This window comes from Streptomyces abikoensis (assembly GCF_014648775.1).
GTDB lineage: Bacteria > Actinomycetota > Actinomycetes > Streptomycetales > Streptomycetaceae > Streptomyces > Streptomyces abikoensis.
This window is the reverse complement of the sequence record NZ_BMRT01000002.1, coordinates 755634-779934: the sequence shown is the minus strand read 5'-3', so window position 1 is coordinate 779934 and position 24301 is coordinate 755634. Positions and strand designations below refer to the sequence as shown.

23 protein-coding genes are annotated in these 24301 nt (G+C 73.2%); 12 read left to right on the top strand and 11 right to left on the bottom strand.

Features of this window, described 5'->3' with window-relative positions:
* Window positions 1-32 precede the first annotated feature (32 nt).
* From IE096_RS09870 to IE096_RS09860, 3 genes are all read left to right on the top strand, one after another.
* Complete coding sequence (locus IE096_RS09870) at window positions 33-539, top strand: flavin reductase family protein (protein WP_189450703.1); 507 nt, start codon at window positions 33-35, stop codon at window positions 537-539.
* A 189-nt stretch (window positions 540-728) separates the two neighbouring features.
* The gene (locus IE096_RS09865) at window positions 729-1517 is read left to right on the top strand and encodes an electron transfer flavoprotein subunit beta/FixA family protein (protein ID WP_189450701.1); all 789 of its coding nucleotides are present in this window, start codon (window positions 729-731) and stop codon (window positions 1515-1517) included.
* Window positions 1518-1562: 45 nt separating this feature from the next.
* The gene (locus tag IE096_RS09860; RefSeq protein ID WP_189450699.1) at window positions 1563-2525 is read left to right on the top strand and encodes an electron transfer flavoprotein subunit alpha/FixB family protein; all 963 of its coding nucleotides are present in this window, start codon (window positions 1563-1565) and stop codon (window positions 2523-2525) included.
* 79 nt (window positions 2526-2604) lie between these two features.
* On the opposite strand, the gene IE096_RS09855 is transcribed toward IE096_RS09860, so the two are convergent.
* On the bottom strand, window positions 2605-3855 hold the full coding sequence (locus IE096_RS09855) for a neprosin family prolyl endopeptidase (RefSeq protein ID WP_189450697.1): 1251 nt from the start codon (window positions 3853-3855) through the stop codon (window positions 2605-2607).
* Between the two features lie 239 nt (window positions 3856-4094).
* Between IE096_RS09855 and IE096_RS09850 the strand changes: the two genes are divergently transcribed.
* Both IE096_RS09850 and IE096_RS09845 read left to right on the top strand, forming a co-directional pair.
* Entirely contained in the window at window positions 4095-4307 is a 213-nt protein-coding gene (locus tag IE096_RS09850) for a hypothetical protein (RefSeq protein WP_189450695.1), read from the top strand.
* 119 nt (window positions 4308-4426) lie between these two features.
* On the top strand, window positions 4427-5713 hold the full coding sequence (locus tag IE096_RS09845) for a DUF6986 family protein (RefSeq protein ID WP_189450693.1): 1287 nt from the start codon (window positions 4427-4429) through the stop codon (window positions 5711-5713).
* An 82-nt stretch (window positions 5714-5795) separates the two neighbouring features.
* On the opposite strand, the gene IE096_RS09840 is transcribed toward IE096_RS09845, so the two are convergent.
* Window positions 5796-6785, bottom strand: coding sequence for a LacI family DNA-binding transcriptional regulator (locus tag IE096_RS09840; RefSeq protein ID WP_189450974.1), 990 nt, complete (start codon window positions 6783-6785; stop codon window positions 5796-5798).
* A 383-nt stretch (window positions 6786-7168) separates the two neighbouring features.
* On the opposite strand from IE096_RS09840, the gene IE096_RS09835 reads away from it, so the two are divergent.
* Both IE096_RS09835 and IE096_RS09830 read left to right on the top strand, forming a co-directional pair.
* A complete protein-coding gene (locus IE096_RS09835) occupies window positions 7169-8170 on the top strand; it encodes an ROK family protein (RefSeq protein WP_189450691.1) in 1002 nt (333 codons plus the stop codon).
* A 217-nt stretch (window positions 8171-8387) separates the two neighbouring features.
* Window positions 8388-9425 (top strand): NUDIX hydrolase, encoded by a 1038-nt coding sequence (locus tag IE096_RS09830; protein WP_189450689.1) that lies wholly within the window; start codon window positions 8388-8390, stop codon window positions 9423-9425.
* 211 nt (window positions 9426-9636) lie between these two features.
* Here the strand turns inward: IE096_RS09830 and IE096_RS09825 are convergent, their stop codons facing one another.
* From IE096_RS09825 to IE096_RS09815, 3 genes are read right to left on the bottom strand one after another with little or no spacing between them, the layout of a single operon-like run.
* Complete coding sequence (locus IE096_RS09825) at window positions 9637-10578, bottom strand: hypothetical protein (protein ID WP_189450687.1); 942 nt, start codon at window positions 10576-10578, stop codon at window positions 9637-9639.
* Entirely contained in the window at window positions 10575-11102 is a 528-nt protein-coding gene (locus IE096_RS09820) for a potassium channel family protein (protein WP_308430329.1), read from the bottom strand. The genes IE096_RS09825 and IE096_RS09820 overlap by 4 nt, the downstream gene beginning before the upstream one ends.
* Window positions 11099-12697: an MFS transporter gene (locus tag IE096_RS09815; protein ID WP_189450685.1), complete on the bottom strand. Its 1599-nt coding sequence runs from the start codon at window positions 12695-12697 to the stop codon at window positions 11099-11101. The genes IE096_RS09820 and IE096_RS09815 overlap by 4 nt, the downstream gene beginning before the upstream one ends.
* 260 nt (window positions 12698-12957) lie before the next feature.
* On the opposite strand from IE096_RS09815, the gene IE096_RS09810 reads away from it, so the two are divergent.
* Together IE096_RS09810 and IE096_RS09805 are read left to right on the top strand one after the other, a co-directional pair.
* Window positions 12958-14283, top strand: a complete 1326-nt coding sequence (locus IE096_RS09810; RefSeq protein WP_189450683.1) for a hypothetical protein — start codon at window positions 12958-12960, stop codon at window positions 14281-14283.
* Window positions 14280-14693: an SHOCT domain-containing protein gene (locus IE096_RS09805; protein ID WP_189450681.1), complete on the top strand. Its 414-nt coding sequence runs from the start codon at window positions 14280-14282 to the stop codon at window positions 14691-14693. Before IE096_RS09810 ends, IE096_RS09805 begins: the two co-directional genes overlap by 4 nt.
* A 57-nt stretch (window positions 14694-14750) precedes the next feature.
* Here IE096_RS09805 and IE096_RS09800 read toward each other — a convergent pair whose 3' ends face one another.
* Window positions 14751-16139 carry a dipeptidase gene (locus IE096_RS09800; protein WP_189450679.1) on the bottom strand — a complete coding sequence of 463 codons (1389 nt, stop codon included), beginning with the start codon at window positions 16137-16139 and terminating at the stop codon, window positions 14751-14753.
* A gap of 162 nt (window positions 16140-16301) precedes the next feature.
* Between IE096_RS09800 and IE096_RS09795 the strand changes: the two genes are divergently transcribed.
* A complete protein-coding gene (locus IE096_RS09795) occupies window positions 16302-17513 on the top strand; it encodes a geranylgeranyl reductase family protein (protein ID WP_189450677.1) in 1212 nt (403 codons plus the stop codon).
* 79 nt (window positions 17514-17592) lie between these two features.
* Here the strand turns inward: IE096_RS09795 and IE096_RS09790 are convergent, their stop codons facing one another.
* Window positions 17593-18486, bottom strand: a complete 894-nt coding sequence (locus tag IE096_RS09790; RefSeq protein WP_189450675.1) for a DUF2797 domain-containing protein — start codon at window positions 18484-18486, stop codon at window positions 17593-17595.
* Window positions 18487-18525: 39 nt separating this feature from the next.
* Window positions 18526-19776, bottom strand: coding sequence for an MFS transporter (locus tag IE096_RS09785; protein ID WP_189450673.1), 1251 nt, complete (start codon window positions 19774-19776; stop codon window positions 18526-18528).
* 17 nt (window positions 19777-19793) lie between these two features.
* On the opposite strand from IE096_RS09785, the gene IE096_RS09780 reads away from it, so the two are divergent.
* Window positions 19794-21014, top strand: coding sequence for an ROK family protein (locus IE096_RS09780; protein WP_189450671.1), 1221 nt, complete (start codon window positions 19794-19796; stop codon window positions 21012-21014).
* Window positions 21015-21042: 28 nt separating this feature from the next.
* Here IE096_RS09780 and IE096_RS09775 read toward each other — a convergent pair whose 3' ends face one another.
* Together IE096_RS09775 and IE096_RS09770 are read right to left on the bottom strand one after the other, a co-directional pair.
* Complete coding sequence (locus IE096_RS09775; RefSeq protein ID WP_189450668.1) at window positions 21043-21642, bottom strand: ATP-binding protein; 600 nt, start codon at window positions 21640-21642, stop codon at window positions 21043-21045.
* A gap of 197 nt (window positions 21643-21839) precedes the next feature.
* Window positions 21840-22178 (bottom strand): hypothetical protein, encoded by a 339-nt coding sequence (locus IE096_RS09770; protein ID WP_189450666.1) that lies wholly within the window; start codon window positions 22176-22178, stop codon window positions 21840-21842.
* A 136-nt stretch (window positions 22179-22314) separates the two neighbouring features.
* Between IE096_RS09770 and cds1 the strand changes: the two genes are divergently transcribed.
* Window positions 22315-23424, top strand: coding sequence for an L-cysteine desulfhydrase Cds1 (gene cds1, locus IE096_RS09765; protein WP_229820082.1), 1110 nt, complete (start codon window positions 22315-22317; stop codon window positions 23422-23424).
* A gap of 5 nt (window positions 23425-23429) precedes the next feature.
* On the opposite strand, the gene IE096_RS09760 is transcribed toward cds1, so the two are convergent.
* Window positions 23430-24278, bottom strand: coding sequence for a DeoR/GlpR family DNA-binding transcription regulator (locus tag IE096_RS09760; protein WP_189450664.1), 849 nt, complete (start codon window positions 24276-24278; stop codon window positions 23430-23432).
* Between the last annotated feature and the right edge of the window lie 23 nt (window positions 24279-24301).

Sequence of the window (24301 nt, the reverse complement as noted above, 5' to 3'; positions counted from 1 at the left end):
CACTTCGTCCACCTCGGCAGAAGGGCAACCCCATGACGGCCTCCCCCGGACTCGACGCCGCCGATCCGGCCGGTCCCGAGCTGCTGCGCTCGGTGTTCCGCCGGCACGCGGCCGGCGTGGCGGTGATCACCGCCCAGGGCGCCCGCCCGGTCGGTTTCACCGCCACCTCCCTGACCTCGGTGGCGGCGACGCCCCCGCTCGTCTCCTTCGGCGTGGGCACGGGCTCCTCCAGCTGGCCGGTGCTGGCGGAGGCCGAGCACGTCGGCGTCCACATACTCGGCGAGCACCAGCGGGAGCTGGCCGCCACCTTCGCGCGCAGCGGCGCCGAACGGTTCGGCGCTGCCACGGGCTGGCGGCCCGGCCCGCACGGGGTGCCGCTGCTGGAGGACGTCCTGGCCTGGATGGTCTGCCGCGTCGTGGCCCGGGTGCCCGCCGGGGACCACCGTCTGGTGCTCGCCGAGGCGGTCGCCGGCGACCCCACGGGTACGGGCCGGCCCCTTCTCTACCACCAGGGAAGTTTCAACGCTCTGCGCGACTGAGGAGTCCCTTCTCCGCGCGTTGGGCAGATCACAGTCGACCGGCCTTGCGTTCGGTGAACAGCCTCGATGTACTGACGAGTAACATTCCGGTCGAGGGCGGGTGCCGTACCGACCGGGGTCCGCCCCACCAGGCGCCTATGCTGCCTGCCAAGGCAGCTTTGATAGAGACGATGCAGTAGGAGAGCCGGCGTGAGCTTGAGGATCGTTGTCACTGTGAAGTACGTGCCCGACGCCACCGGCGACCGGCACTTCGCCGAAGACCTGACCGTCGACCGCGACGACGTGGACGGTCTGCTCTCGGAGCTCGACGAGTACGCGGTCGAGCAGGCGCTGCAGATCAAGGAAGCGGCCGACGACGACGCGGAGATCACCGTCCTGACCGTCGGCCCGGAGGACGCCAAGGACGCCCTCCGCAAGGCGCTGTCCATGGGTGCGGACAAGGCCGTCCACGTCGAGGACGACGACCTCCACGGCACCGACGCGCTGGGCACCTCGCTGGTGCTGGCCAAGGCCCTGGAGCACGTCGGCTACGACCTGGTGGTCTCCGGCATGGCCTCCACCGACGGCGGCATGGGCGTCGTCCCGGCGATGCTCGCCGAGCGCCTGGGCGTGCCGCAGGTGACCCTGCTCTCCGAGGTGGCCGTCGAGGGCGGCAAGGTGACCGGCCGCCGCGACGGCGACGCCGCGAGCGAGCGACTGGAGGCGTCCCTCCCGGCCGTCGTGTCCGTCACGGACCAGTCCGGCGAGGCCCGCTACCCGTCCTTCAAGGGCATCATGGCCGCCAAGAAGAAGCCGGTGGAGTCCCTGGACCTCTCCGACCTGGGCCTCGAGGCCGACGAGGTCGGCCTGGAGGGCGCCTGGACCAAGGTCGACGAGGCCACGGAGCGCCCGGCCCGCACGGCCGGCACGATCGTCAAGGACGAGGGCGAGGGCGGCAAGCAGCTCGCCGAGTTCCTCGCGGGCCAGAAGTTCGTCTGAGCCCCGCCGTCCACCCTCCCTTCGTACTTGCAGGAGAGCAACACCATGGCTGAAGTTCTCGTCTACGTCGACCACGTGGACGGCGCCGTCCGCAAGCCCACCCTCGAGCTGCTGACCCTCGCCCGCCGCATCGGCGAGCCCGTCGCCGTGCACCTGGGCGCCGGCGCGGACACCGCCGCCGCGACGCTCGCCGAGTACGGCGCGGTCAAGGTCCTCACCGCCGATGCCCCCGAGTTCGCCGACTACCTCGTCGTACCGAAGGTGGACGCGCTCGAGGCCGCGTACCGGGCCGTCTCCCCGGCCGCCGTGCTCGTCCCGTCCTCCGCCGAGGGCAAGGAGATCGCTGCCCGCCTGGCCGTCCGCATCGGCTCCGGCATCATCACCGACGCCGTCGACCTGGAGGCCGGCGCCGAGGGCCCGGTGGCCACGCAGTCCGTCTTCGCGGCCTCGTACTCCACCAAGTCCCGCGTCACCAAGGGCACCCCGGTCATCACCGTCAAGCCCAACTCCGCCGCCCCGGAGGCCGCCCCGGCCGCCGGTACGGTCGAGCAGCTGGCCGTCTCCTTCGGCGAGCAGGCCACCGGCACCAAGGTCGTCTCCCGCACCCCGCGCGAGTCCACCGGCCGCCCCGAGCTGACCGAGGCCGCGATCGTGGTCTCCGGCGGCCGCGGCGTCAACGGCGCCGAGAACTTCACCATCGTCGAGGCCCTCGCCGACTCCCTCGGCGCGGCGGTCGGCGCCTCCCGCGCCGCGGTCGACGCCGGCTGGTACCCGCACACCAACCAGGTCGGCCAGACCGGCAAGTCCGTCTCGCCGCAGCTCTACATCGCGGCGGGCATCTCCGGTGCCATCCAGCACCGCGCCGGCATGCAGACCTCGAAGACGATCGTCGCCATCAACAAGGACGCCGAGGCCCCGATCTTCGAGCTCGTCGACTACGGCGTCGTGGGCGACCTCTTCGAGGTCGTCCCGCAGCTGACCGAGGAGATCAAGTCCCGCAAGGGCTGATCCCGCCTGCTCCTGACAGGGCCCTCGCCCCGGCCGCGCGCCGGGGCGAGGGCCCTGCGGCGTTTTCGCGGCACCGCCGTCAGGTGCAGGCCGTGCCGCCCGGGCCGCCGTGGAAGAAGTACTCGTTCCACGGGGGAGCGGCGTGCTGGACGTCGCAGGTGAAGCAGTTCGCGGAGGGCTGGGACGCCGTCAGGGATGCCTGCACCGCGCCGCCCGCCGTGGGGTAGTAGACGACGTCGCGGTGGTAGGCGGCGAACTGCCAGCCCGCCGAGGCGAACAGGCCGCTGCCCATCGGGGGCCAGGCCGTGTTGTCCACGACCTCGCCGCCGTAGTCGACGTCCGACGCCGCGCCGGAGGCGAGCGGGCCGCTGCCGAACAGCGAGCCGGGGTAGTAGCCCACGGCGTTGCCGACGGTGGTGCCCCCGAGGTAGAGCCACCAGTTGCCGCCGTTGAAGTACCAGGTGACCTCCAGCTCGTACTGCGCGCCGCCCAGCACGCTCACCGGGCCCAGCGTGCCGCCGAAGGCCCAGTTGGGGTTCGTCTGGACGAAGGCGGAGCAGTCGTGGTTGTAGCAGCCGGTGCGCTGATAGCCGTCGGCGGTCCAGTAGATGAAGAGGCACGGCTGGGTGGTGCCGTACTTCCCCGGGTAGACCTGCCAGCCGCACTCCACCGTCTGCACCGGCGAGCCCGCCGCGTACCACTGCTGGGAGAGCGAGAAGACCTGCGAGCCGACGGCGGGGTCCCAGACATTGATGAAGCTGTGGCCACCGAGATTGCCGGCCACCTGATAGGCGTGGGCGTACTTGTGGAGCCCCGCCTGTACGGCGGGCGGGCTGAGCCGGGGGTGGCGGCCGGTGCCCAGGGGGCTCTTCCGGAAGAAGTCCCGGAGGGTGCCCCTGCGGGCCAGCTCGTCCAGGGTGATCCTGCGCAGCGCGATCGTGCCGGGCGGACACGCCATCGCGTGCCCGAACCTGTCGATGCGGTCCGACCGCAGCTGCTGGAGCAGCGGCAGGCTCTGCGGGGCGACGGCGGGGCCGGGGGCGGCCGGGGCGTCGACCGGAGCGGCCGGGGCCTCGGCGACACCGCGCAGGGCCGGCTGGCTACCGACGGGGACGCAGTCGAAGATCTGGCCGTTGTCGTCCACGAAGCTGTGGGGGACGGCCTCGATGCCGGCGTAGAGGGACTGGACGTGCGCCTTCATCCCGTCGAAATCCTCCGCCGCCACGGGCGTGGCGGGGCGGGCGGCGCTGAATCGCGCGTGGTCCATGGCGCGCACGCCGTCGATGAAGGCGGAGAAGTCGGGGAAGTGCGGCTCATCGCGAGGGGGCATGATCGGGCTCTCCGTTCCGATCCGTGCGGGCGCGCAGCGCGCGGCCTCTGCTGAGCCGATCCCCCCGGGATCCCCCGTTCAGTCGAAAGACCACCCGAACGGTCCAGTCCGCTCTCGGCCGGCCCGGCTCGCTCTCGGACGACGCCGCCGAAGGGGAGCCGTCGCCGGCCGCCGCCGTCCGGGTGATGTGGGCGGGGGCCGGGGTGTCCGTCGCGTCCGGGCGTTGGAAGAGATACGGCATGCAGACTGACACCGTGACGCGGTTCCTCCATGCTCTGAGCCCCGCGAGCCGAGACGACGTCGAACAACTGCCGCGCGAGCAGCAGGAGAAGATGGCCGAGGAATGGGAGAAGTATCTGCGCGACGACACCGACCTGCTGTCGCTGAGCGAACTGGACCCGCCCACGGCGGAGAACCGGGCGGCCGAGCACGTGGTCCGGGACTACTTCTGAGCCGCCGCGGAGGGGGTGTTGACCCCTCGGCGCTCCGCTGACTAACTTCGCGGCACGAATGGTCGGTGTGGATGGTCGATTCCGCGAAGTGGAAGTCGCGGAGGGGTGGGAGGGCATTCATGGGGCAGCAGGCGGCTATAGCGACGACCTTCAGCAGCGCGGTGCGGGAGAGCGTCGGCAGCTCCCTCGCGGCGGTCGACGCCGAGCTCGCCCGGCGCTATCCGGGCGACGCCGGCGCCCGCCAGCCCGTGCACACCGTCTACGTCCCGGCCGACGCCTTCACCGCCGGCACCGTACGCGAGTGGGGCGACCGGGCGCTCGCCGCCCTCGACGAGCACGCCCCCGACGCGGAGGCGTTCGCCGCCGTCCTCGGGCTGCCCGGCGAACTCGCCGGGCCCGTGTACGAGCGGGTGCGGGCCAAGCTGGAGCGCGAGCCCGTCGAGGACCTGCGGATCGACTTCGAGGACGGGTACGGGCCGCGCCCGGACGCCGAGGAGGACGCGGCCGCCGCCCGCGCCGCCCGGCTGGTGTCACAGGCGTACGCCGACGGTATGGCTGCCCCTTACATGGGCGTGCGGGTCAAGTGCATGGAGGCGGCCGTCCGCGACCGGGGCATCCGCACCCTCGACGTCTTCCTCACCGGGCTGATGGAGGCCGGCGGACTCCCCGACGGGCTGATGCTCACCCTCCCCAAGGTCACCTATCCCGAACAGGTCGTCGCCATGGCGCGGCTGGCAGGGGAGTTCGAGACGGCGCACGGGCTGGCGGAGGGCCGGATCCGCTTCGAGATACAGATCGAGACCACCCAGGCGATCCTCGGGGCCGACGGCCGGGCCACCGTCGCCCGGCTGATCGACGCCGGTGCCGGACGCGTCACGGCGCTGCACTACGGCACCTTCGACTACAGCGCCGCCTGCGGCGTCGGCGCCGCCCACCAGGCACCGGACCATCCGGTGGCCGACCACGCCAAGGCCGTCATGCAGGTCGCGGCCGCCGGCACGGGCGTCCGCCTCTCGGACGGCTCGACGAACGTGCTGCCCGTCGGCACGACCGCGCGCGTCCACGAGGCGTGGCGGCTGCACCACGGGCTCGTCCGCCGGTCGCTGGCCCGCGCCTACTACCAGGGCTGGGACATGCACCCGGGACACCTGCCGACCCGTTACGCCGCCGTGTACGCCTACTACCGCGAGGGGCTCGAACGGGCGGCCGCCCGCCTCGTGGCGTACACGCGGCGGGCCGGTGGCGACGTGCTCGACGAGCCCGCCACCGCCCGGGCGCTCAGCGGCCACCTGCTGCGCGGGCTGGACTGCGGGGCCGTCGACACGGCGGAGGTGACCGGCCTCACCGGGTTGGACCGGGGCGGGCTGGAGCGGTTGGCGGGGCGGCCGGCGGTGCGGGGGGTCTGATCGGGCGGGTGTGGTGCCCCCCTGTCAGGGCGCGGGAATTGCGCGACCGGCCACCTGCGGCGCGCGGTTGTCCAGCCGTCGCTCAGCGTTCCGCCGGGGGGAGTTCGCCCGAGCCCCGGACGATCAGACGGGTCGGCAGCTCGACGCGGCGGGGCGCCTCCTCCGCGCCGTCCAGCCGGTGGAACAGCAGCTCCGCCGCATTGCGGCCGAGGCGGGCCGCGTCCTGCGCGACGACCGTGACGCCGGGGGAGAGCAGGTCGGCCAGTTCGAGGTCGTCGAAGCCCACGAGCGCCACAGGGTGGGGCAGCCGCGCGATGACACGCAGGATCGTGACCGTCACCCGGTTGTTTCCTGTGAAGAACGCTGTCACCGGATGTTCGCCCGTCAACATGCGTTCCGCTTCGGCCCGTACGCGCTCCGGGGTGGTCGGGCCGAGCGAGACCCAGGCGTCGGAGACCGGCAGCCCGGCGTCCGCCATCGCGGTGCGGTAACCCCGCAGCCGCTCCCCGGCGGTGTGGATGCGCGGCCGGTCGCCGATGAAACCGATGCGGCGGTGGCCGTGGGCGATCAGGTGGGCGACGCCGGCCCGGGCGCCGCCGTGGCTGTCGGAGAGCACCGCGTCGGCGGCTATCCCCCCGGCCGGGCGGTCGACGAAGACGGTGGCGACGCCGGCGGCGATCTCGGGTTCGAGGTAGCGGTGGTCGTGGCCCGCCGGGATGACGATCAGTCCGTCGACGCGGCGGGCGCAGAACGCCAGGGCGAGCTCCCGCTCCCGCTCGGGGTCCTCGGCGCTGGAGCCGTTGATGAGCAGGGCGCCGTGGGCGCGGGCGACCTCCTCGACGGCGCGGTTCAGCGGCGCGTAGAAGGGGTCGGCGAGGTCCTCGAGGACGAGGCCCACCGACGAGGTGCGGCCCTTGCGCAGGACGCGGGCGCTGTCGTTGCGCCGGAAGCCGAGGGCGGTGATCGCCTCCTGGACGCGCCGCTCGGTGTCCTGGGTGACGCCGGGCTCGCCGTTCACCACGCGGGAGACGGTCTTGAGGCCCACCCCGGCGCGGGCCGCGACGTCCTTCATGGTGGGCCGGTTGCCGTAGCGGGGGAGCCGGCCGGTGGCGGCGTCGTTCACAATCGCTGGTCCTTTGCGCGGGGAGGGGCGGCTGAGGCGTGCGTCCGCTGCACGGAGTTCCGGGTGCGGGGTTCCGAGTACGGTTCCGATGGGCGGAGTTCCGATGCGCGGAGTTCCGAGTGCGGGTTCCGATGGGCGGAGTGACGTCGAGCATAGGGCCTGGACAACGTTGTCAAGCCCGGAGAGACTGACGTCCCGAAAACCCTGCGGCGGCCTTGCGGTGAGCTTGTGGCGGTCGCGGCGGCCCGGTCGCGATTGCGGCAGCCTTGCGGTGGACCCTCCCGTGGGACTTCCCGTGGAACTTCCCCTGGAACAGGAGAGAGACCGGCACCGTGCACACCGACTCCGGCGACCTCGTCGCCGCTCTCGACATCGGCGGCACCAAGATCGCCGGAGCGCTGGTGGACGGAGCGGGACGGCCGCGCGTCCGCGCCCGCCGGCCCACCCCGGCCCGGGAGGACGGCGCGACGGTCATGGCCGCCGTGGCCGCCGTCCTCGACGAGCTGGCCCGCTCCGCCGAGTGGCCGCTGGTCCGGGCCGTGGGCATCGGCAGCGCGGGCCCGGTCGACGCCTCCGCCGGAACCGTCAGTCCCGTCAACGTGCCCGGGTGGCGCGGGTTTCCGCTGGTGGCCGAGGTCACTCGGCGGGTGGGCGGGCTGCCGGTGACGCTCGTGGGCGACGGGGTCGCGATGACCGCCGCCGAGCACTGGCAGGGCGCCGCCCGGGGACGGGCCGACGCGCTCTGCATGGTGGTCTCCACGGGGGTCGGCGGGGGGCTGGTCCTGGGTGGCCGGCTGCGGTCGGGGCCCACCGGTAATGCCGGGCACATCGGTCACATCAGCGTCGATCTGGACGGGGATCCTTGCGCCTGCGGATCCCGGGGGTGCGTGGAGCGCATCGCCAGCGGGCCCCATATCGCCCGGCGCGCCCTTGAGTCGGGCTGGCGGCCGGGGCCCGACGGCGATCGGAGCGCGGCAGGCGTCGCGGCGGCCGCCCACGCGGGCGACCCGGTCGCGCTCGCCTCCTTCGCCCGGGCGGCGCGCGCCCTCGCGGCGGGCATCGCCGCCACCGCGACGCTCGTGGAGATCGAGGTGGCGGTCATAGGCGGCGGTGTCGCGGAAGCCGGCGACGTCCTTTTCGGGCCGCTCCGTGAACACCTGCGCGACTACGCGGCGTTGTCCTTCGCCTCCGGCGTCGAGGTCCTCCCGGCCCGGCTCGGTGCCGACGCGGGCGTGGTGGGCGCGGCCGCGGCGGCCGCCGCGGAGGCGGGGCTGTGGGGGCTGGGGCGCGGGACGGGGGAGGCAACCGTCAGTGGAACCGCCAGCGGCATGTGACGGCTGATCAGGCCGCTGGCCGGTGGCTTCGGGCGGGGCGGCCGGCGGTCCGCCGGTGCCCCGCCGGTGCTTCGCCGGCGGGCCGTGGCCGGGAGCGCGCCCCATGCCGCTCGTACACGTTTCCGTGGCAAGGTGGTGCGGGCACTGTGTTCCCGAGCCCGTCACAGGGGGCTACGGAGCCGGGGCCGTCACCGGGGGCTACGGAGGAGGGGGCACCGTGATCGTCTGGCTGAACGGCGCGTTCGGTGGGGGCAAGACCAGCACGGCGAGGGAACTGACCCGGCTCATCCCGGGCAGCACCCTTTACGACCCCGAGGTGACCGGCGGGGCGCTGCGGTACCTGCTGCCGCCGAAGAGACTGAGCGAGGTCTGCGACTACCAGGACCTGCCGATCTGGCGGCGGATGGTCGTGGACACCGCCTCCGCGCTGCTGGCCGAGGTGGGCGGGGTGCTCATCGTGCCCATGACGCTGTTGCGGCAGGAGTACCGGGACGAGATCTTCGGGGCGCTGGCCGCGCGGGCGATCCGGGTGCGGCATGTGGTGCTGACGTCCGAGGAAACGATCCTTCGGGGGCGGATCGAGGGGCGCGTCGAGTTTCCGGACGACGCCGTTCGGAGTGAGGCCGTGCGGCAGTGGGCGCGGGACCATGTCGCCGCCTATCGGGAGGCGTGGTCCTGGTTGTCGGGGGACGGGCTCGTTGTCGACAACGGGCGGCTGACCCCGTTCGAGACGGCCGAGCGCATCGCCGAGGCCGTGCGCAACGGGACCGCCGGGTACTGCCCGATCGTCCAGACGCCCGAGCCGAAGGCGGCGACGCTCGCGGCCGGGGTGCTGCTGTTCGACGAGGACGACCGTGTACTGCTGGTCGACCCCACGTACAAGCCGGGGTGGGAGTTTCCCGGCGGTGTCGTCGAGCAGGGGGAGGCGCCCGCGCGGGCCGGGATGCGGGAGGTCGCGGAGGAGATCGGGATCGAGCTCACCGCTGTGCCGCGGTTGTTGGTCGTCGACTGGGAGCCGCCGAAGCCGCCGGGTTTCGGGGGGCTGCGGTTTCTGTTCGACGGGGGGCGGTTGAGTTCGGGGGCGGCACGGAGGGTGTTGCTGCCGGGGGCGGAGTTGCGGGGGTGGCGGTTCGTTACGGAGGACGAGGCGTCGACGATGCTGCCGCCTGTGCGGTTGAGGCGGTTGCGGTGGGCGTTGCGGGCGCGGGAAGGGGGGCGGGTGATGAATCTGGAGGCTGGGGTGCCGGTGGGGTGATTCGTGGGGTGGGTGGGTGCGTCGTGGGGCGGGGGCGGGGGTGGGGTGGACGGGCCCTTACGGGGCTGAGCTCTTCGCGGCCCCTGCCACTTTGGTGCCGGGTGCCCCGTATGTGCTCCAGCGGCGAAGAGCTCCTTACGCCCCTACCAGGGCCCGTCCACCCCACCCCGCCCCCTTGCGTCACCCCCTCGGGGGTGCTCCTGCCGGGACGTCAACGGTTTCTCGCCCATCGGCGTCCGTACCAGATGGCCGCCGTCACCAGTGAGACCGCGCACAGGACGATCAGGGCGGTGCCCCACGGGCCGCCGGCGATGCGGGCCTCGGCCAGGATCGCCGCGCCCGCCGTCGCCACCGGCAGGAGTGCCAGGGCTACGAACCGCAGCACGGAGGCGATGCCCGGGGCCTTCAGGCCGCGGTGGGTCCACCGCCGGTGTCTGCGGGCGGCGGCCGGATCCTGTGCGTAGAACATCGCCGCTTTCGTCCCCAGCCGCGATGTCGCTTGTTGGTAGAACACGGCCAGCACCGGCATCCAGATCCACGGCAGGGCCAGCCCGATGAGGAAGAGTCCGGAGAAGGACACGACGGACAGGGCCTGGCGGGCCCTGCTCCGTTTTCCGCCGCCGATGAGTCCCAGCAGCGCCGCCATTTTCAGGATCAACCGCCAGCGCGTCCGTCGCGGTACCCGTCCCGCACCTCCTGGAGGGTGTCGCTCCGCGTGCGCCAGTGCCTTGTTCGCCTCGTCCAGCGAGGCGTAGACGTCCTGCAGGAGCAGCAGTTCGGCGGCCCGTTGCTCGTCCTCCGGGGAGTGGCCCGCCGCGGCCGCCAGCTCCAGCACCATCTGGGCCCGCGCGAGCAGGGCCGCCACGAAGCTCAACGGGACGAGGACGACGAACGGGCCGCCCACCACCGCGCCCTCGGCGATCGTCACGCGCGTGCCGCGGCTGATGATGCCCGCGTTGAGCTCGTCGGGTCCCGCGCCGGGCGCACGCTCCCGTCGGCGTTCGACCGCCGCGGCCGCTCGGGGGCCGAAGCGGCGGACGGCGAAGAAGGCGAGCTGTTCGGGCATGTGCTCGGGGTCGCCCCAGATCATCGGCAGCAGTTTCTGTGCTTCGACCGCCACCGGCTGGACGGGCCTGGCGGAGGACGGGCTCACGCGTCCTCCGCCGGGGCGGGCGGAGCCTCGCGGCGGCGCAGGCCCGTCTCGACCGCGCCGACCACCACCCGGGCCGCGACCCCGACGAGCAGGACGTCGGCGACCATCTGGGCCGTCGTGACGATCCGGGCCGACGCCGAGGTCGCGACGATGTCGCCGAAGCCGACCGTGCTGAAGACGGTGAGGGTGAAGTAGAGGGCCCCTGTGCGGTCGAGGTGCTCGCTGAAGCTTCCCGGAACGTTCCGCTCCAGCAGGTAGTACGTGGTGGCGAAGATCAGTAGGAACAGGGGCACGGTCGTCGCGAGGGTCTCGACCGCGCGCAGGCGGGGCCGGGACGAGGCGGAGATCGAGCGCAATTGCCGTACGAAGAGCAGCAGGAGCGCGGCCAGTCCCAGCACGAGCGTCACCGCCGCCACGCCCGTGAACCTCTTGTCCATGGGCAGCAGGTAGTAGGCGAGCACCAGGGCCGTCGCGGTGGCCAGGGGGCGCATGATCGCCCCCACCGGCGGGCGGCGGCCCGTCACGGAGCCGCGCCCTGGCCGGCGGTGGCCGTCAGCCGGGCCGTCGGAAGGCGGCGGGTGAAGGCGAAACCGACGAGCGTGATGCCCGAGGTGGCCAGGACGGCCGCTTTGAGGCTCTCGATCTGGGCGCTCGTGTAGGCGTCCACGACGGCGTCCGTCTCCTGCGGTGACAGCCCGGACCGTTCGGCCGCGTTCTTGACCTGCGTCGTGCTGACGAAGCTGACGCCCGCCTCGACGGCGACGCCCGTCTCCCGGCGGACCGCGTCCGAAATCCTGGGGTCGCCCTCGATCCGCGTCGTGAAGACGCTCACGAGCGCGCCGATCAGCAGGGAGCCGATGAGCGCGGTGCCCAGGGACGAGCCGAGGTTCTGCGCCGTGTACTGCAGCCCTCCCACCTCGCCGCGCTCGTCTTCCCCCACGCTGGACTGGGTGATATTGCCGAGCTGGGAGGCGAGCAGCCCCATGCCCAGGCCCAGGACGGCCATGGCCGACCCGAAGGACAGGTTGTCGATGTCGGGCCGGATGGCGCTGATCAGCCACAGCGTCGCGATCAGCAGGACCGCGAGGCCCGACCGGACGATCGCGCGCGGCCCGGCGATCCTGCCCAGTGCGGGGCCGGACAGGGCGGACACCAGCATCGTCACCGACGTGGGCAGCAGGCGCAGTCCGGTCTGGAAGGCGTTGAACCCCTGGACGATCTGCAGGTAGAGGGGGACGGTGAAGAACAGGCCGAGCAGGATGAGGTTCTGGGCCAGCAGCATGCTCAGGCCGGCGCGCAGGGGCGGGATGGCGAAGAGCGAGAAGCGCACCAGTGGATCCCGTCCCCGTGCCTCACGCCGCCGTTCCCAGGCGTGGAAGAGCCACAGGAGGACGCCACCCGCGGCGATGACGAAGAGGGTGGGGGAGTAGCCCAGCACGGTGAAGGGTACGTGGCGCGGCCGCAGCCAGCCCCAGGCGCCGCTCTGCAGGACCCCCAGCACCACCAGGGCGAGCCCGGCGGCGGACAGCAGCACACCCACCGCGTCCAGCCGGGGCCGGGAACGCGGCGGTGAGTCGGGAATCCAGCGGACGCAGCACAGCATGGCGGCGACCACCACGACCTCGGCCGCGAACACCAGACGCCACGTCAGATACGTCGTCACCCACCCGCCGATCAGCGGTCCCACCGCGATGCCCGCACCGGCGAGGCCCCCGATCACCCCGTAGGCGACCGCCCGTTCCCGGCCCCGGTAGGCGCCGGCGACGAGCGCCGCCAGGGCCGGCAGGACCAGGGTGGCGCCCAGTCCCTCGATCACCGACCAGCCCAGGGTGAGCACCCACAGGGCGGGGGCCAGGGCGGTGAGGGCGGACCCGACGCCGTACACGGCGAGGCCGGCGGCGAAGGCGCGCCGCCGCCCGGCCATGTCCCCGAGCTTCCCGCCTGTGATCATGAACGCGGCCATGACGAGGGTGTAGAGGGTGATCACGGCCTGGATCGACGTGACATCGGTGTGGAAGTCCTCGACCAGCCGGCTGATCGACACGTTCATGACCGAGGTGTCCAGGACCATCAGGAACTGGGCCGTGCCGAGGACGGCCAGGGCCCGCCAGCGTTTCACGGCATGAGCCTCCTCCCTGCTGCCACGGCCGGCGCGCTCGCGCACGGGCACGACGATCACCATAGGTCGGCGATGGCGGACCGAAGGCGTGGTGGACGTTCCCGGTGCCGCGGGTCACCCGGCCGGACCGCTTCCGCTCGCGTGGCGGGCGTGCCCGGTGAGGACCACGATGGAACGAGAGCCGCACCAGGGCACACCCGCCCCGAACCGGCTCCCGCCCTTGTGGGGAGCGACGAAGTCCCGCGCGGAGGGAGGCAGCGATGGACCCGTCCGGCGCACACCCACCCGCCCCCGAACCCCTGAGTACGGCGGAGCGCCAGGAGTACGAACGATTGCGCAGGCTGGCGACCATGCGTCACCGGCGGGCGCGTACGGTCACGGCGTCCGTGCTGCTGGTCCTGACCTTTCTCCTCGCCCCCTTGGCCGTCGTGGCCGCGTGGGTGAACAGTCAGATCTCCGACCCCGACCGCTATGTGCAGACGGTCGCCCCCGTCGCGACCGCGCCGTCCGTGCGGAACGCCGTGACCGACCGGCTGACCGCCCGCGTGGTCGACAAGGTCGACTTCCGTGCCCTCACCGACGCGCTGGGGCGCGCCCTGGCCAAGACCGAGGCGCCGTCCGCCGTCGTGGACAACACCGCACTCCTGACGGGCCCGCTCAAGAACGCCATGACCACGGCCGTCCACACGGTCGTGAACAAAGTCGTCACCAGTGACCAGTTCGCCGAGGCATGGAACATCGCCAACCGGCGCGCCCACGCGGCGGTGGTGAAGACCCTCACCGGCGAGGGCAACAGCGCCGTTCAGGCCCGGGGCGACACCATCGTCCTGGACATCGGCACACTCGTCGACAACGTCAAGAAGCGGCTGGTCGACGAGGGATACGAGAAGGCCGCCGCGATCCCGGACGTCGACAAGACGGTTCCCCTGTTCACGACGGACAAGCTGGACAAGGCGCAGGGCCTGATGCGCCTGCTCGACGTGGTCGGCACCTGGTTGCCCGTCACCACCATCGCCCTCGCGGCGATCGCCGTCTGGACGGCACCCTCGCACCGGATCGCCCTGATGGGCGCCGCCATCGGCATCGGCGTCATGATGGTCGCGCTGCTCATCGGGCTCGCCGTCATGCGGAGGATCTACCTGGGCTCCGTCCCCACGGACGTGCTCCCCGCCGACGCGGCGAGCACCATCTACGACACGTTCGTACGGTTCCTGCGGGTCAGTACCCGCACCGTGCTCGTCACTGCGGTGATCACCGCCGTGGCCGGCTACCTCTACGGCCCCGGGCGCGGGGCGCGCTTCGTACGGTCGGTGACCGCCCGGGGCACCGGGGCCACCGGCAGGGCCCTCGCCCGGTCCGGCCTGCGCACGGGTACCACGGGCCGCTGGCTGGAGGCCCACCGTGCCTGGACGACCGGCGTCGTCATCGCCGGCGGAGCCGTGGCCCTGGTCCTGTGGAACTACCCCACCGCGGCCTGCGTCGCCCTGGTCCTCGGCATCGTGGTCGTCGTCCTCGCGCTGCTCGGCATCCTCGCGGCGGCCTCCGGGCCACCGCCGACGGGCGATCAGATCAGGAGAACGACATGAGCGCTTATGTGAACCTCGCCTACGACTACCCCGTCCTGGGCGCGTTCTGGACCATCCTGTGGATCTTCCTATGGGTCCTGTGGGTCATGCTGCTCTTCCGCGTCATCGGGGACATCTTCCGCGACGACCAGCTCGGCGGATGGGGCAAGGCGGCATGGCTGCTCTTCACGGTCTTCCTGCCGTTCCTCGGCGTCTTCGTCTACGTCCTCGCCCGGGGCCGGGAGATGGGGAAGCGCGAGATACGGCACGCCCAGGCCCAGCGCCGGGCGTTCGACGAGTACGTCCGTGAGGCCGCCGGCCCGGGAAACCGGAGCGCTGCCGACGAACTGGCCAAGCTCTCCGAGATCAAGGCCAGGGGCGACATCTCGGACGCGGAGTTCCAGCGGGCCAAGGAGAAGATCCTGCACTGAACCACCCACGCCGGGTCCGGCAGGTCGTGGACGACCTGCCGGACCCGGCCGGTGGTTTCAGGCCTTGCTCGCCGCGTACTTCGTCAGGAAGACCGCCTCCGCGAGGGTCAGGCGCTCGAGCTCCTCGGGGGAAACGCTCTCGTTCACCGCGTGGATCTGCGCCTCCGGCTCGCTCAGGCCGATGAGGAGGATCTCCGTGTCCGGGTAGAGCGTGGCGAGCGTGTTGCAGAGGGGGATCGAGCCGCCCATGCCGGCCGTCTGCATCTCCTCGCCCGGGTAGGCGACGCGCATGGCCTCGGCCATCGACGTGTACGCCGGGCTGTCCGTGTCGGCCTGGAACGGCTGGCCCTGGCCGACCTGTTCCGTGGTCACGCGGGCGTTCCACGGCGTGGTCTGCTCCAGGTGCTCCCGCAGCAGCTTCGTCGCCGCGGCGGTGTCCATGCCCGGCGGAACGCGCAGGCTGATCAGCGCGCGGGCGCTCGCGTGGACGGACTGGGTGGCGCCGACGACCGGCGGGCAGTCGATGCCGAGGACGGTGACGGCCGGGCGGGCCCAGAGGCGGTCGGCCACCGTGCCGTCGCCGATGAGGCCGACGCCGTCGAGGACCTTCGCGTCCTGGCGGAAGTCCTCCTCCGGGTACTGGAGGCCCTGCCAGGTGCCCTGGGCCTCCAGGCCGGCGACGGTCGTGGAGCCGTCCTCCGCGCGCAGCGAGTCCAGGACGCGGATCAGCGCGGCGAGCGCGTCCGGGGCGGCGCCGCCGAACATTCCGGAGTGGAGGTTGCCTTCAAGGGTGTCGACCTGGACCTGGACGAGCGTCATGCCGCGCAGCGTCGCCGTGACGGTGGGCAGGCCGAGGCGGAAGTTGCCCGTGTCGCCGATGACGATGGTGTCGGCGGTCAGCAGCTCCGGGTGGGCCTCGGCGTAGCGCTCCAGGCCGCCGGTGCCCTGCTCCTCCGAGCCCTCGACGATGACCTTGACGTTGACCGGGACGCCGCCGTGCGCCTTGAGGGCGCGCAGGGCGGTGAGGTGCATGATCAGGCCGCCCTTGCAGTCGGCGGCGCCGCGCCCGTACCAGCGGCCGTCGCGCTCGGTGAGCTCGAAGGGCGGGGAGATCCAGGCGGCCTCGTCCAGCGGCGGCTGCACGTCGTAGTGCGCGTAGAGGAGCACCGTCGGGGCGCCGGCCGGGCCGGGGAGGTAGCCGTAGACGGACTGGGTGCCGTCGGGGGTGTCGAGGGTGGCGACGTCCTGGAAGCCCTCGGCGGTCAGCGCGTCGGCCACCCAGCGGGCGGCGGCCTCGCACTCGCTCTTGGGGAACTGCGCCTCGTCCGCGACCGACTTGAAGGCGACCAGCTCGGCGAGCTCGGTGCGGGCGCGGGCCTGAAGGCCGGCGACGGTCGCCGCGAGCGCTGCCGGGTCCGGCTGCTGGCGGGTCGGGGACGTGTCCATGGAACGCTCCTTGGGGGCGCGGCGTTGAGTCCGTACGTACGGGCGATATCGTCCCCGATCCTCCCATGGCCTCCGTAGGCTCCGGCCGCTGGCCCGTCAGGGGCCTGGCCTTAGGATGCGGGCGACAGCCTTAGCCGGTGTTCGAGGGGAGCAGAAGCACAGGTGAGCAGCGACAACGCAGCCCGGGAAGCCGCGGGGGAGAGCGTCTGGGACGTCGTGGTGGTCGGAGCCGGGCCCGCCGGTGCCTCGGCCGCGCGTGCCGCCGCCTCCGAAGGACGCCGGGTGCTGCTCCTGGAGAAGGCCGAACTGCCGCGCTACAAGACCTGCGGGGGCGGCATCATCGGCCCCTCGCGCGACGCGCTGCCGCCCGGCTTCGAGCTGCCGCTGCGCGACCGCGTGCACGCCGTGACGTTCTCGCTGAACGGCAGGATGACGCGGACGCGACGGTCCAAGCGGATGCTCTTCGGGTTGATCAACCGGCCGGAGTTCGACGCCGCCCTGGTCGAGAGCGCCAAGGCCGCCGGCGCCGAGGTGCGTACGGGCGTGACCGTCTCCCGCGTGGAGCAGCACGGCCCGGCCGTGCCCGACCGGCGGACCGTGGCCCTCGTGCTCGGCGACGGGAGCACCGTGCTGGCCCGCGCCGTGGTGGGCGCCGACGGCAGCGCCGGCCGCATAGGGGCACACGTGGGGGTGAAGCTCGAGCAGGTGGATCTCGGCCTGGAGGCCGAGATCCCGGTGCCCGCGACCGTCGCCGAGGACTGGGCCGGGCGCGTCCTGATCGACTGGGGGCCGATTCCCGGCAGTTACGGGTGGGTCTTCCCCAAGGGCGACACCCTGACGGTCGGAGTGATCTCGGCACGGGGCGAGGGCGCGGCCACCAAGCGGTATCTGGAGGACTTCATCGCCCGGCTGGGGCTGGCCGGCTTCGAGCCCAGCATCTCGTCCGGGCACCTGACGCGCTGCCGGGCCGACGACTCGCCGCTCTCCCGCGGCCGGGTGCTCGTGTGCGGTGACGCGGCCGGGCTGCTGGAGCCGTGGACGCGCGAGGGCATCTCCTTCGCCCTGCGCTCCGGGCGGCTGGCGGGGGAGTGGGCCGTGCGGATCGCCGAGGCGCAGGACGCCGTGGACGCCCGCCGCCAGGCCCTGAACTACGCCTTCGCCATCAAGGCGGGGCTGGGCGTGGAGATGGGCGTGGGGCGCCGGATGCTCGCCCTCTTCGAGCGTCGGCCCGGTCTCATCCATGCCGCCGTCACCGGTTTTCGTCCGGCCTGGCGGGCCTTCGCCCGGATCACGCGCGGCTCGACCACGCTCGCCGAGATCGTGCGGACGCATCCGGTGGCCCGGCGCGTGCTGAGCTCCGTCGACCGGGGCTGAGCCGTTTTCCGGCGGTGAAGGGGAGGCCGGGCCGGCCGGGCTGCCGCTTCGGAGGCGTCCTGCGGCCCGGCGGCCGTCGTCAGAACAGGGCGTCCTGCGGGCCCGCCGTCCCCGGCCGGGCCGTCGCCGTCGTCGGGGCGGAGGGATCCGCGGCGGTGAGGGGCCAGCCCGCGAGCTTGCGGGCGTCCAGCAGCAGGGGGCGTCCGTCCGTCGCCTCCAGGTAGACGTCCGGGCCGGCTACCGCCGTCACCCGGCCCGCGACTGTGCGGTCGGGGGCGAGCTCGACGACAGCCTCGCCCGGGCGTATCCGGTCCAGGTGGTACGCCGTGTCGTGGTGCGTCGGGGAGAAGGGGTGTCGCGTCAGCGATTCCGGCAGGGCGGCCAGGGCCAGGGCCTGGGCGTGTATCCGGGCCAGGTCCGTCGTGCGCCGCTCCTGCGGGGGGACGGGGTGGCGCGCCGCCCGCTTCGCCGCGTACGGGAAGCGGTCCGGGACCGCCAGCGCCGTGCCCAGCACCGCCTCCGCCCGGCGGGCCGCCATCAGCGGGCCCCGGGCGAGGAGCGCCGAGGACAGGGCGGCCTGTTCGAGGAGGCGGGTGCCCTTCCGTTCGGCGGCCGTGATGCCGACTTTTATCAGGCCGGGGGCGAACCAGGCGAGGTAGAGGTCGTACGGGCGCGGGTCGTCGGCGATCGTGTCCGCCGCGACCGAGTGCGAACGGTCCAGACGGGCGCACTCCGGGCATTGGGCCGAGACCGCTGACGGCGGGATCGTCCCAGCGGTCGGGCACGGCGTGTGGCGCCCGGCCCTGCGTACTCCGACGCAACTCCGGGCGGCGCCCGTGGTGAAGGCCAGCGGCCGGTCCGGCGGCAGGGGGGAGAGCCGCTCCCCGTGCCGTGGGTGGCGCCAGACCAGCGCCGGGCCCGAGGCGCTCCACCGTGGGCCCGCGCAGAGCCAGCCCTCGTTCTGCTCGCTCATCGTGCCCACCCCCGCGGTCGCCGTGTTTCCTCCATGGTGTCAGCCGGCACTGACAACGGCGCCCGCCCGGCGGGTGGCGTACGCGACGAGCGCCGACCCCGCCGCCAGCGCGGCGACCGTGGTGAGCGCCAGGGGCAGCGAGAAGCGCTCGGCGAGGATGCCGATGGCCGGCGGTCCCAGCAGCATGCCGCCGTAGCCGAAGGTGGAGGCGGCGGCCACACCGCCCGGACCGGCCAGCTCACCGGCCCTGCCGACCGCGACCGGGAAGATGTTGGCCAGCCCCAGCCCGGTGATCGCGAACCCGGCGAGGGCCGCCCACACCGACGGGGCCAGCGAGCCCAGCAGCATGCCCAGCGCGGCCGTCGTACCCCCGGCCACCAGCAGTCTCGTCTGCCCCAGCCGTTCCAGGAGGGCGGTGCCGCTCAGCCGGCCGAGCGTCATGGCGAGCGCGAAGACGGAGTAGCCGAGGGCGGCGAGCCCGGCCGGGGCGGCGAGGTCCTGCCGCAGATGGAGCGCGCCCCAGTCCGCGAGCGCGCCCTCCCCGTAGGCGGTGCACAGGGCGATCAGGCCGAAGACGGTGACGAGGCGCCGTTCGCGCGGTTTCCCGCGTCCCTCGGAGTCGGTCCGTGTGACGACAGATGCGGGCGGTCGGTGGCTGGGCCCCTTGCGGGGCGGCGGCGTGTGGGCGAGGAGGACGCGGCCCGCCGCCGCGCCGGCGATCAGGCCGGTCGCGGTGAGGAGCAGCAGGTGCGCGGTGACGGACAGCCGGCCGGCGAGCAGGGCGCCGAGCCCCGCGCCGAGCATGCCCCCGACGCTGAACGCGGCGTGGAAGCTCGGCATCACGGGTCTGCGCAGCGCCGCGACGAGGTCGACGGCCGCGCTGTTCATCGCGACGTTGAGGCCGCCGTAGGCGGCGCCGAAGACCAGCAGCACCAGGCCGAGGGCGAGCGGGGAGCGCGTCAGCGGGGGCAGCGCGATGCCGAGGGACATCAGGAGGGCGGCGACGACGGTCACCGGATGGCTGCCGAAGCGCCGGCACAGCCGTCCGGTCAGCGTCATCGTGGCGACCGCTCCGGCCGACACGCCGAGCAGAGCGAGCCCCAGAGCACCGTCGGAGGCGCCCGTCTGCTGCTTGATCGCGGGAATGCGGACCACCCAGCCGGCGAAAAGGAAGCCGTCGAGGGCGAAGAAAAGGGTCAGGGCGGAACGAAGGGGACGGAGGGCGTCGGTGCCGGAGGTTACTCGTGGTTCTCCGAGGATGGCCGTCCGTATTTTGTTTAGCGTCGGCACAAAGTCAGAATAGAGGCGTGACGCAGACTCGGACAACACGTTTGGAGCGGGGACGGGGCGCCCTCGGCCCCGCCCTTGAGCTCGTACACACCGGTCGCGCCCCCACGCGCGCCGTCCTCACCACCGAGCTCGGGGTGACCCGGGCGACCGCCGGTGCCGTCGCGGCGGAGCTGGAGGCGCTCGGCCTGATCCAGGTCGACCCGCGCCCGGTGGCCGCCGGTTCCCAGGGCAGGCCCTCCCACCGGCTGTCCATCGCACCGCGCGGGCCCGTCGTGCTCGCCGCGCAGATCCACGCCGACGGCTATCGCGCCGCGCTGGTCGGCCTGGGCGGCCGGATGGTCGCCACGGCCCCCGGCTGCATGGACGTGCCCGCCGACCCCGCGCACATCATCGACGCCGTCGTCGAGGCCGGGGCCGCGCTGCTCCGGGAGTCCGGGCGGCGCTGTCTGGGCGCCGGGCTCGCCGTGCCGTCGGCCGTCGCCGAACCCGAGGGGACGGCCCTCAACCCGCTGCACCTGTCCTGGCCCGTCGGCGCCCCCGTGCGCGAGCTGTTCGACGAGGCCCTCGCCAAGTCCGGGGTCCTGGGCCCGGACGCCTCACCCGTCCCGGGCGTCACGGGCAACGACGTCAATCTCGCGGCCCTCGCCGAGCACCGCCACGGCGCGGGCCGCGGCGCCCGCCATCTGCTGTGCGTGGCCACCGGCCACCGGGGCGTGGGCGGCGCGCTCGTCCTCGACGGACGGCTGCACAGCGGCAGTTCCGGGCTGGCCCTGGAGGTGGGGCACCTCACCGTCAACCCCGCGGGCCTGCCCTGTCACTGCGGCAGCCGCGGCTGCCTCGACGTCGAGACCGACCCGCTGGCCTTCCTCACCGCCGCCGGGCGCGCTCCGGGCCCCGCCGTCTCACTGCTCCAGCAGGCCCGTGACCTGCTGCGCTCGGAATACGACGACCCGTCCGTCCGGGCCGCCGCCGAGCTGATCGTCGACCGGCTGGGCCTGGGCCTGGCCGGGCTGGTGAACATCCTCAACCCCGACCGCATCCTCCTCGGCGGCCTCCACCGCGAGCTGTTGGAGGCCGACCCCGAGCGGCTGCGCGCGGTCGTCGCCGACCGCAGCCTGTGGGGCCGCAGCGGTGGCGTCCCCATCCTCCCCTGCACCCTGGACTTCAACAGCCTCATCGGCGCGGCCGAAGCGGCCTGGCAGCCCGTCCTCGACGACCCGCTGGCCCTGCTCGGCTGACGGATCGTCCGGTCCGCCGTCCTCCGCTTCAGCCCGGGACGGCGGACCGGACGGGGGCGTGGAGGCGCGGCACCGCGCGGCGCGGTCTGGCCGCCGTCCCCGTGAACGCGGGGTCCTCCAGCTCGTCCAGGTCCTCCAGGGCGGGCCCACCATGGAGGACCTGGACGGGCCGGGTGAAGGGGGTGACGGTGCCCGCGCTCCGCGCGGAGCGCGGTGGCGCCGCCGGGGCGGCGGTGGGCACGGCCAGGGTGAACCAGACGACCTTCCCACCGTCGTGCCGCTGCTGCACCCCCCAGCTGGAGCTGAGCGCCGCGACGAGCGCCAGCCCCCTGCCGTGGGTGCTGCCGGTGTCGGCATCGCCGATCGAGGGCAGCCGGGGATCGTGGTCCCGCACCGAGACGGTCAGCCGGGACGGCACGAGGTCGATCTCCACCGTGCAGCGTTTGTCCGGTTCGGCATGCTGGTGAACATTGGTCAGCAGCTCGGTGACGCCGAGCGCGGCAAGGTCGATGAGGGCGTCGAGATGCCAGTACCGCAACTGCGCAGATACGATTCTGCGCACTTGCCCGATGCGCGGCGGGAGGGCCTGGAGCTCAACGGTGCAGTGCTTGTTCACTCGGCTGATCACGGCTGCGACTCCCGGAAGAAGTAGGGCTAGCCTGATTCCGATGGACGGTGCGACACACGCCCGACACGGTCCCGCGGCGCCTTCGGCCGGCCCGCCCGGCGGCCCGGACCGCTTCGGTGACCACCGATGGACCCTCGGTGATGCCAATATGAGTCAAGGGTCGACTCTCGCAGCCGTGTTCGCAACTCCTGCACCCGTCAGTGCTTCACCGTGCTTCCGTGCGCCGACCGCACCACCTCGAGGAAGCGGTTGACCTCCGCCTCGCCCGTGGTAGAGCCCACCTCCCCGGCGCCCTCGGGACCGCCCAGCGTGAGGACGTAGCGATTGCCGTTGACGGTGGCACGGGCCCGGTCCCGGGCGGCGAACCAGGGCTTGCCGGCCCGCACCGAGTCCACCGGCGCGCTGTCGATCTCCCGGCCGTAGCTGGTCAGCAGCCGTAGCCGGCCGTCCTGGATCCTCACCTGGCCGGCCCGGGTCAGATTGCGGTGCGCCCGTTCTATCCGCACCCCTGTCGCGCTGAACTCCGGTTCCGTCACGGTGCACCGCCCCTCGGCCGAAATCGCTGTCCCGTGCGCAGTCTGCCCGTGAGCAGGCCGGCGCACCAGTGCCCCTTTATGATCGAAACGCCCGAGTGATCCGTGTGAGTCCATTCGGAACCATGAGGAGCGGCGTGTGACCGGCACCGTGCGCACCATCGACGTCGACCGCGGCGACGCGGCCTACCGCTCCTGGCTGAAGGAGGCGGTCCGCAAGGTCCAGGCGGACGCCAACCGTTCCGCCGACACCCATCTGCTGCGCTTCCCGCTGCCCGCCGAGTGGGGCGTCGACCTCTACCTCAAGGACGAGAGCACCCATCCCACCGGCAGCCTCAAGCACCGCCTCGCCCGCTCGCTCTTCCTCTACGGTCTCTGCAACGGCTGGATCCGCCCCGAGGTCGCGGTGATCGAGGCGTCCAGCGGCTCCACCGCCATCTCCGAGGCCTATTTCGCCCAGCTGATCGGCGTTCCCTTCATCGCCGTCATGCCGCGCACGACGAGCCGGGAGAAGTGCCGGCTGATCGAGTTCCAGGGCGGCCGGTGCCATTTCGTGGACGACCCCCGGACGATGTACGCGGAGGCGGCGGCCCTCGCGGAGCGGTCCGGCGGACACTACATCGACCAGTTCACCTACGCCGAACGGGCCACGGACTGGCGGGGCAACAACAACATCGCCGAGGCGATCTACAGCCAGTTGCGGCTGGAGCGCCACCCCGAGCCCGCCTGGATCGTCGCCACCGCGGGCACCGGCGGCACCTCGGCCACCATCGCCCGCTACACGCGCTACATGCAGTACGACACCCGGGTGTGCGTCGCCGACCCGGAGAACTCCTGCTTCTTCGAGGGCTGGCGGGACAACGACCCCGACGCGACCAGCGACCGCGGCTCCCGCATCGAGGGCATCGGCCGGCCCCGCATGGAACCCAGCTTCCTCGCCGCCGCGATCGACCGGATGATGAAGGTCCCGGACGCCGCCACCGTCGCGGCCGTGCGCGCCCTGGAGACGGCCCTCGGCCGCAAGGCCGGCGGCTCCACCGGCACCGGCCTGTGGAGCGCGCTGAAGATCGTCGCGGAGATGGTCGCCGAGGGCCGCGCGGGCAGCGTCGTCACCCTCATCTGCGACCCCGGCGACCGCTACCTCGACAAGTACTACTCCGACGCCTGGCTCGCCGCGGAGGGCCTGGACATCCAGCCCTACGCCATGGCCATCGACGCCTTCCTGTCGACCGGCCGCTGGCCCGGCTGATCGGCTCAGGCCCGCGCGCCCTTGCCGCTCCCGGCCTCGGCCACCACCAGCTCCGGCAGGCGCTCGGCGATCTCCGCGCGGGCGCGCGGCGGCAGGCCCCCGTCGGTCACCAGCACATGGACGTCGTCCAGCGCGGCGAACGAACTGAGCCCCACCGTGCCCCACTTGGTGTGGTCGGCCAGCACCACGACGCGCCGGGCGGAGCGGACGAAATGGCGGTTGGTCTCGGCCTCCGCGAGGTTGGGCGTCGACAGCCCCGCCTCCACGGATATCCCGTGCACCCCGATGAACAGCACGTCGAAGTGGAGCGACCGGATCGCCGCGTCCGCGACCGGCCCCACCAGTGTGTCCGACGGCGTGCGCACCCCGCCCGTCAGGACGACCGTGGCCGCGCCCGGACGGGCCTGCGGCCCGTTCGCCGACATCGAGTGCCGGTTGGTGTGGAACACATCGGCCACCCGTACCGAGTTGGTGACCACCGTCAGATCGGGGACGTCCACCAGCCGCTGGGCCAGGGCGAAGGCCGTCGTCCCGCCCGCCACCGCGATGGCCGCGCCGCGCGCGGCCATGCGGGCCGCCGCCCGCGCGATGTCCTCCTTGGCGCCGAGCTCCAGGGCCGACTTCGCCTCGAAGCCGGGCTCGTGCGTGGTCGCCTCCGCGACCGGCACCGCGCCGCCGTGGACCTTCTCCACGACGCCCTGCCGGGCCAGCGCGTCCAGGTCGCGGCGGACCGTCATGTCCGAGACGTTCAGGCGCCGCGTCAGCTCGTTGACCCGCACCCCGCCGCGCCGCCTGACCTCGTCGAGGATCAGGGCGCGCCGCTGCTCCGCCAGGAGATTCTGCTGGTCGCTCACGCGGTCCCTCCTTGCCGGCCGAC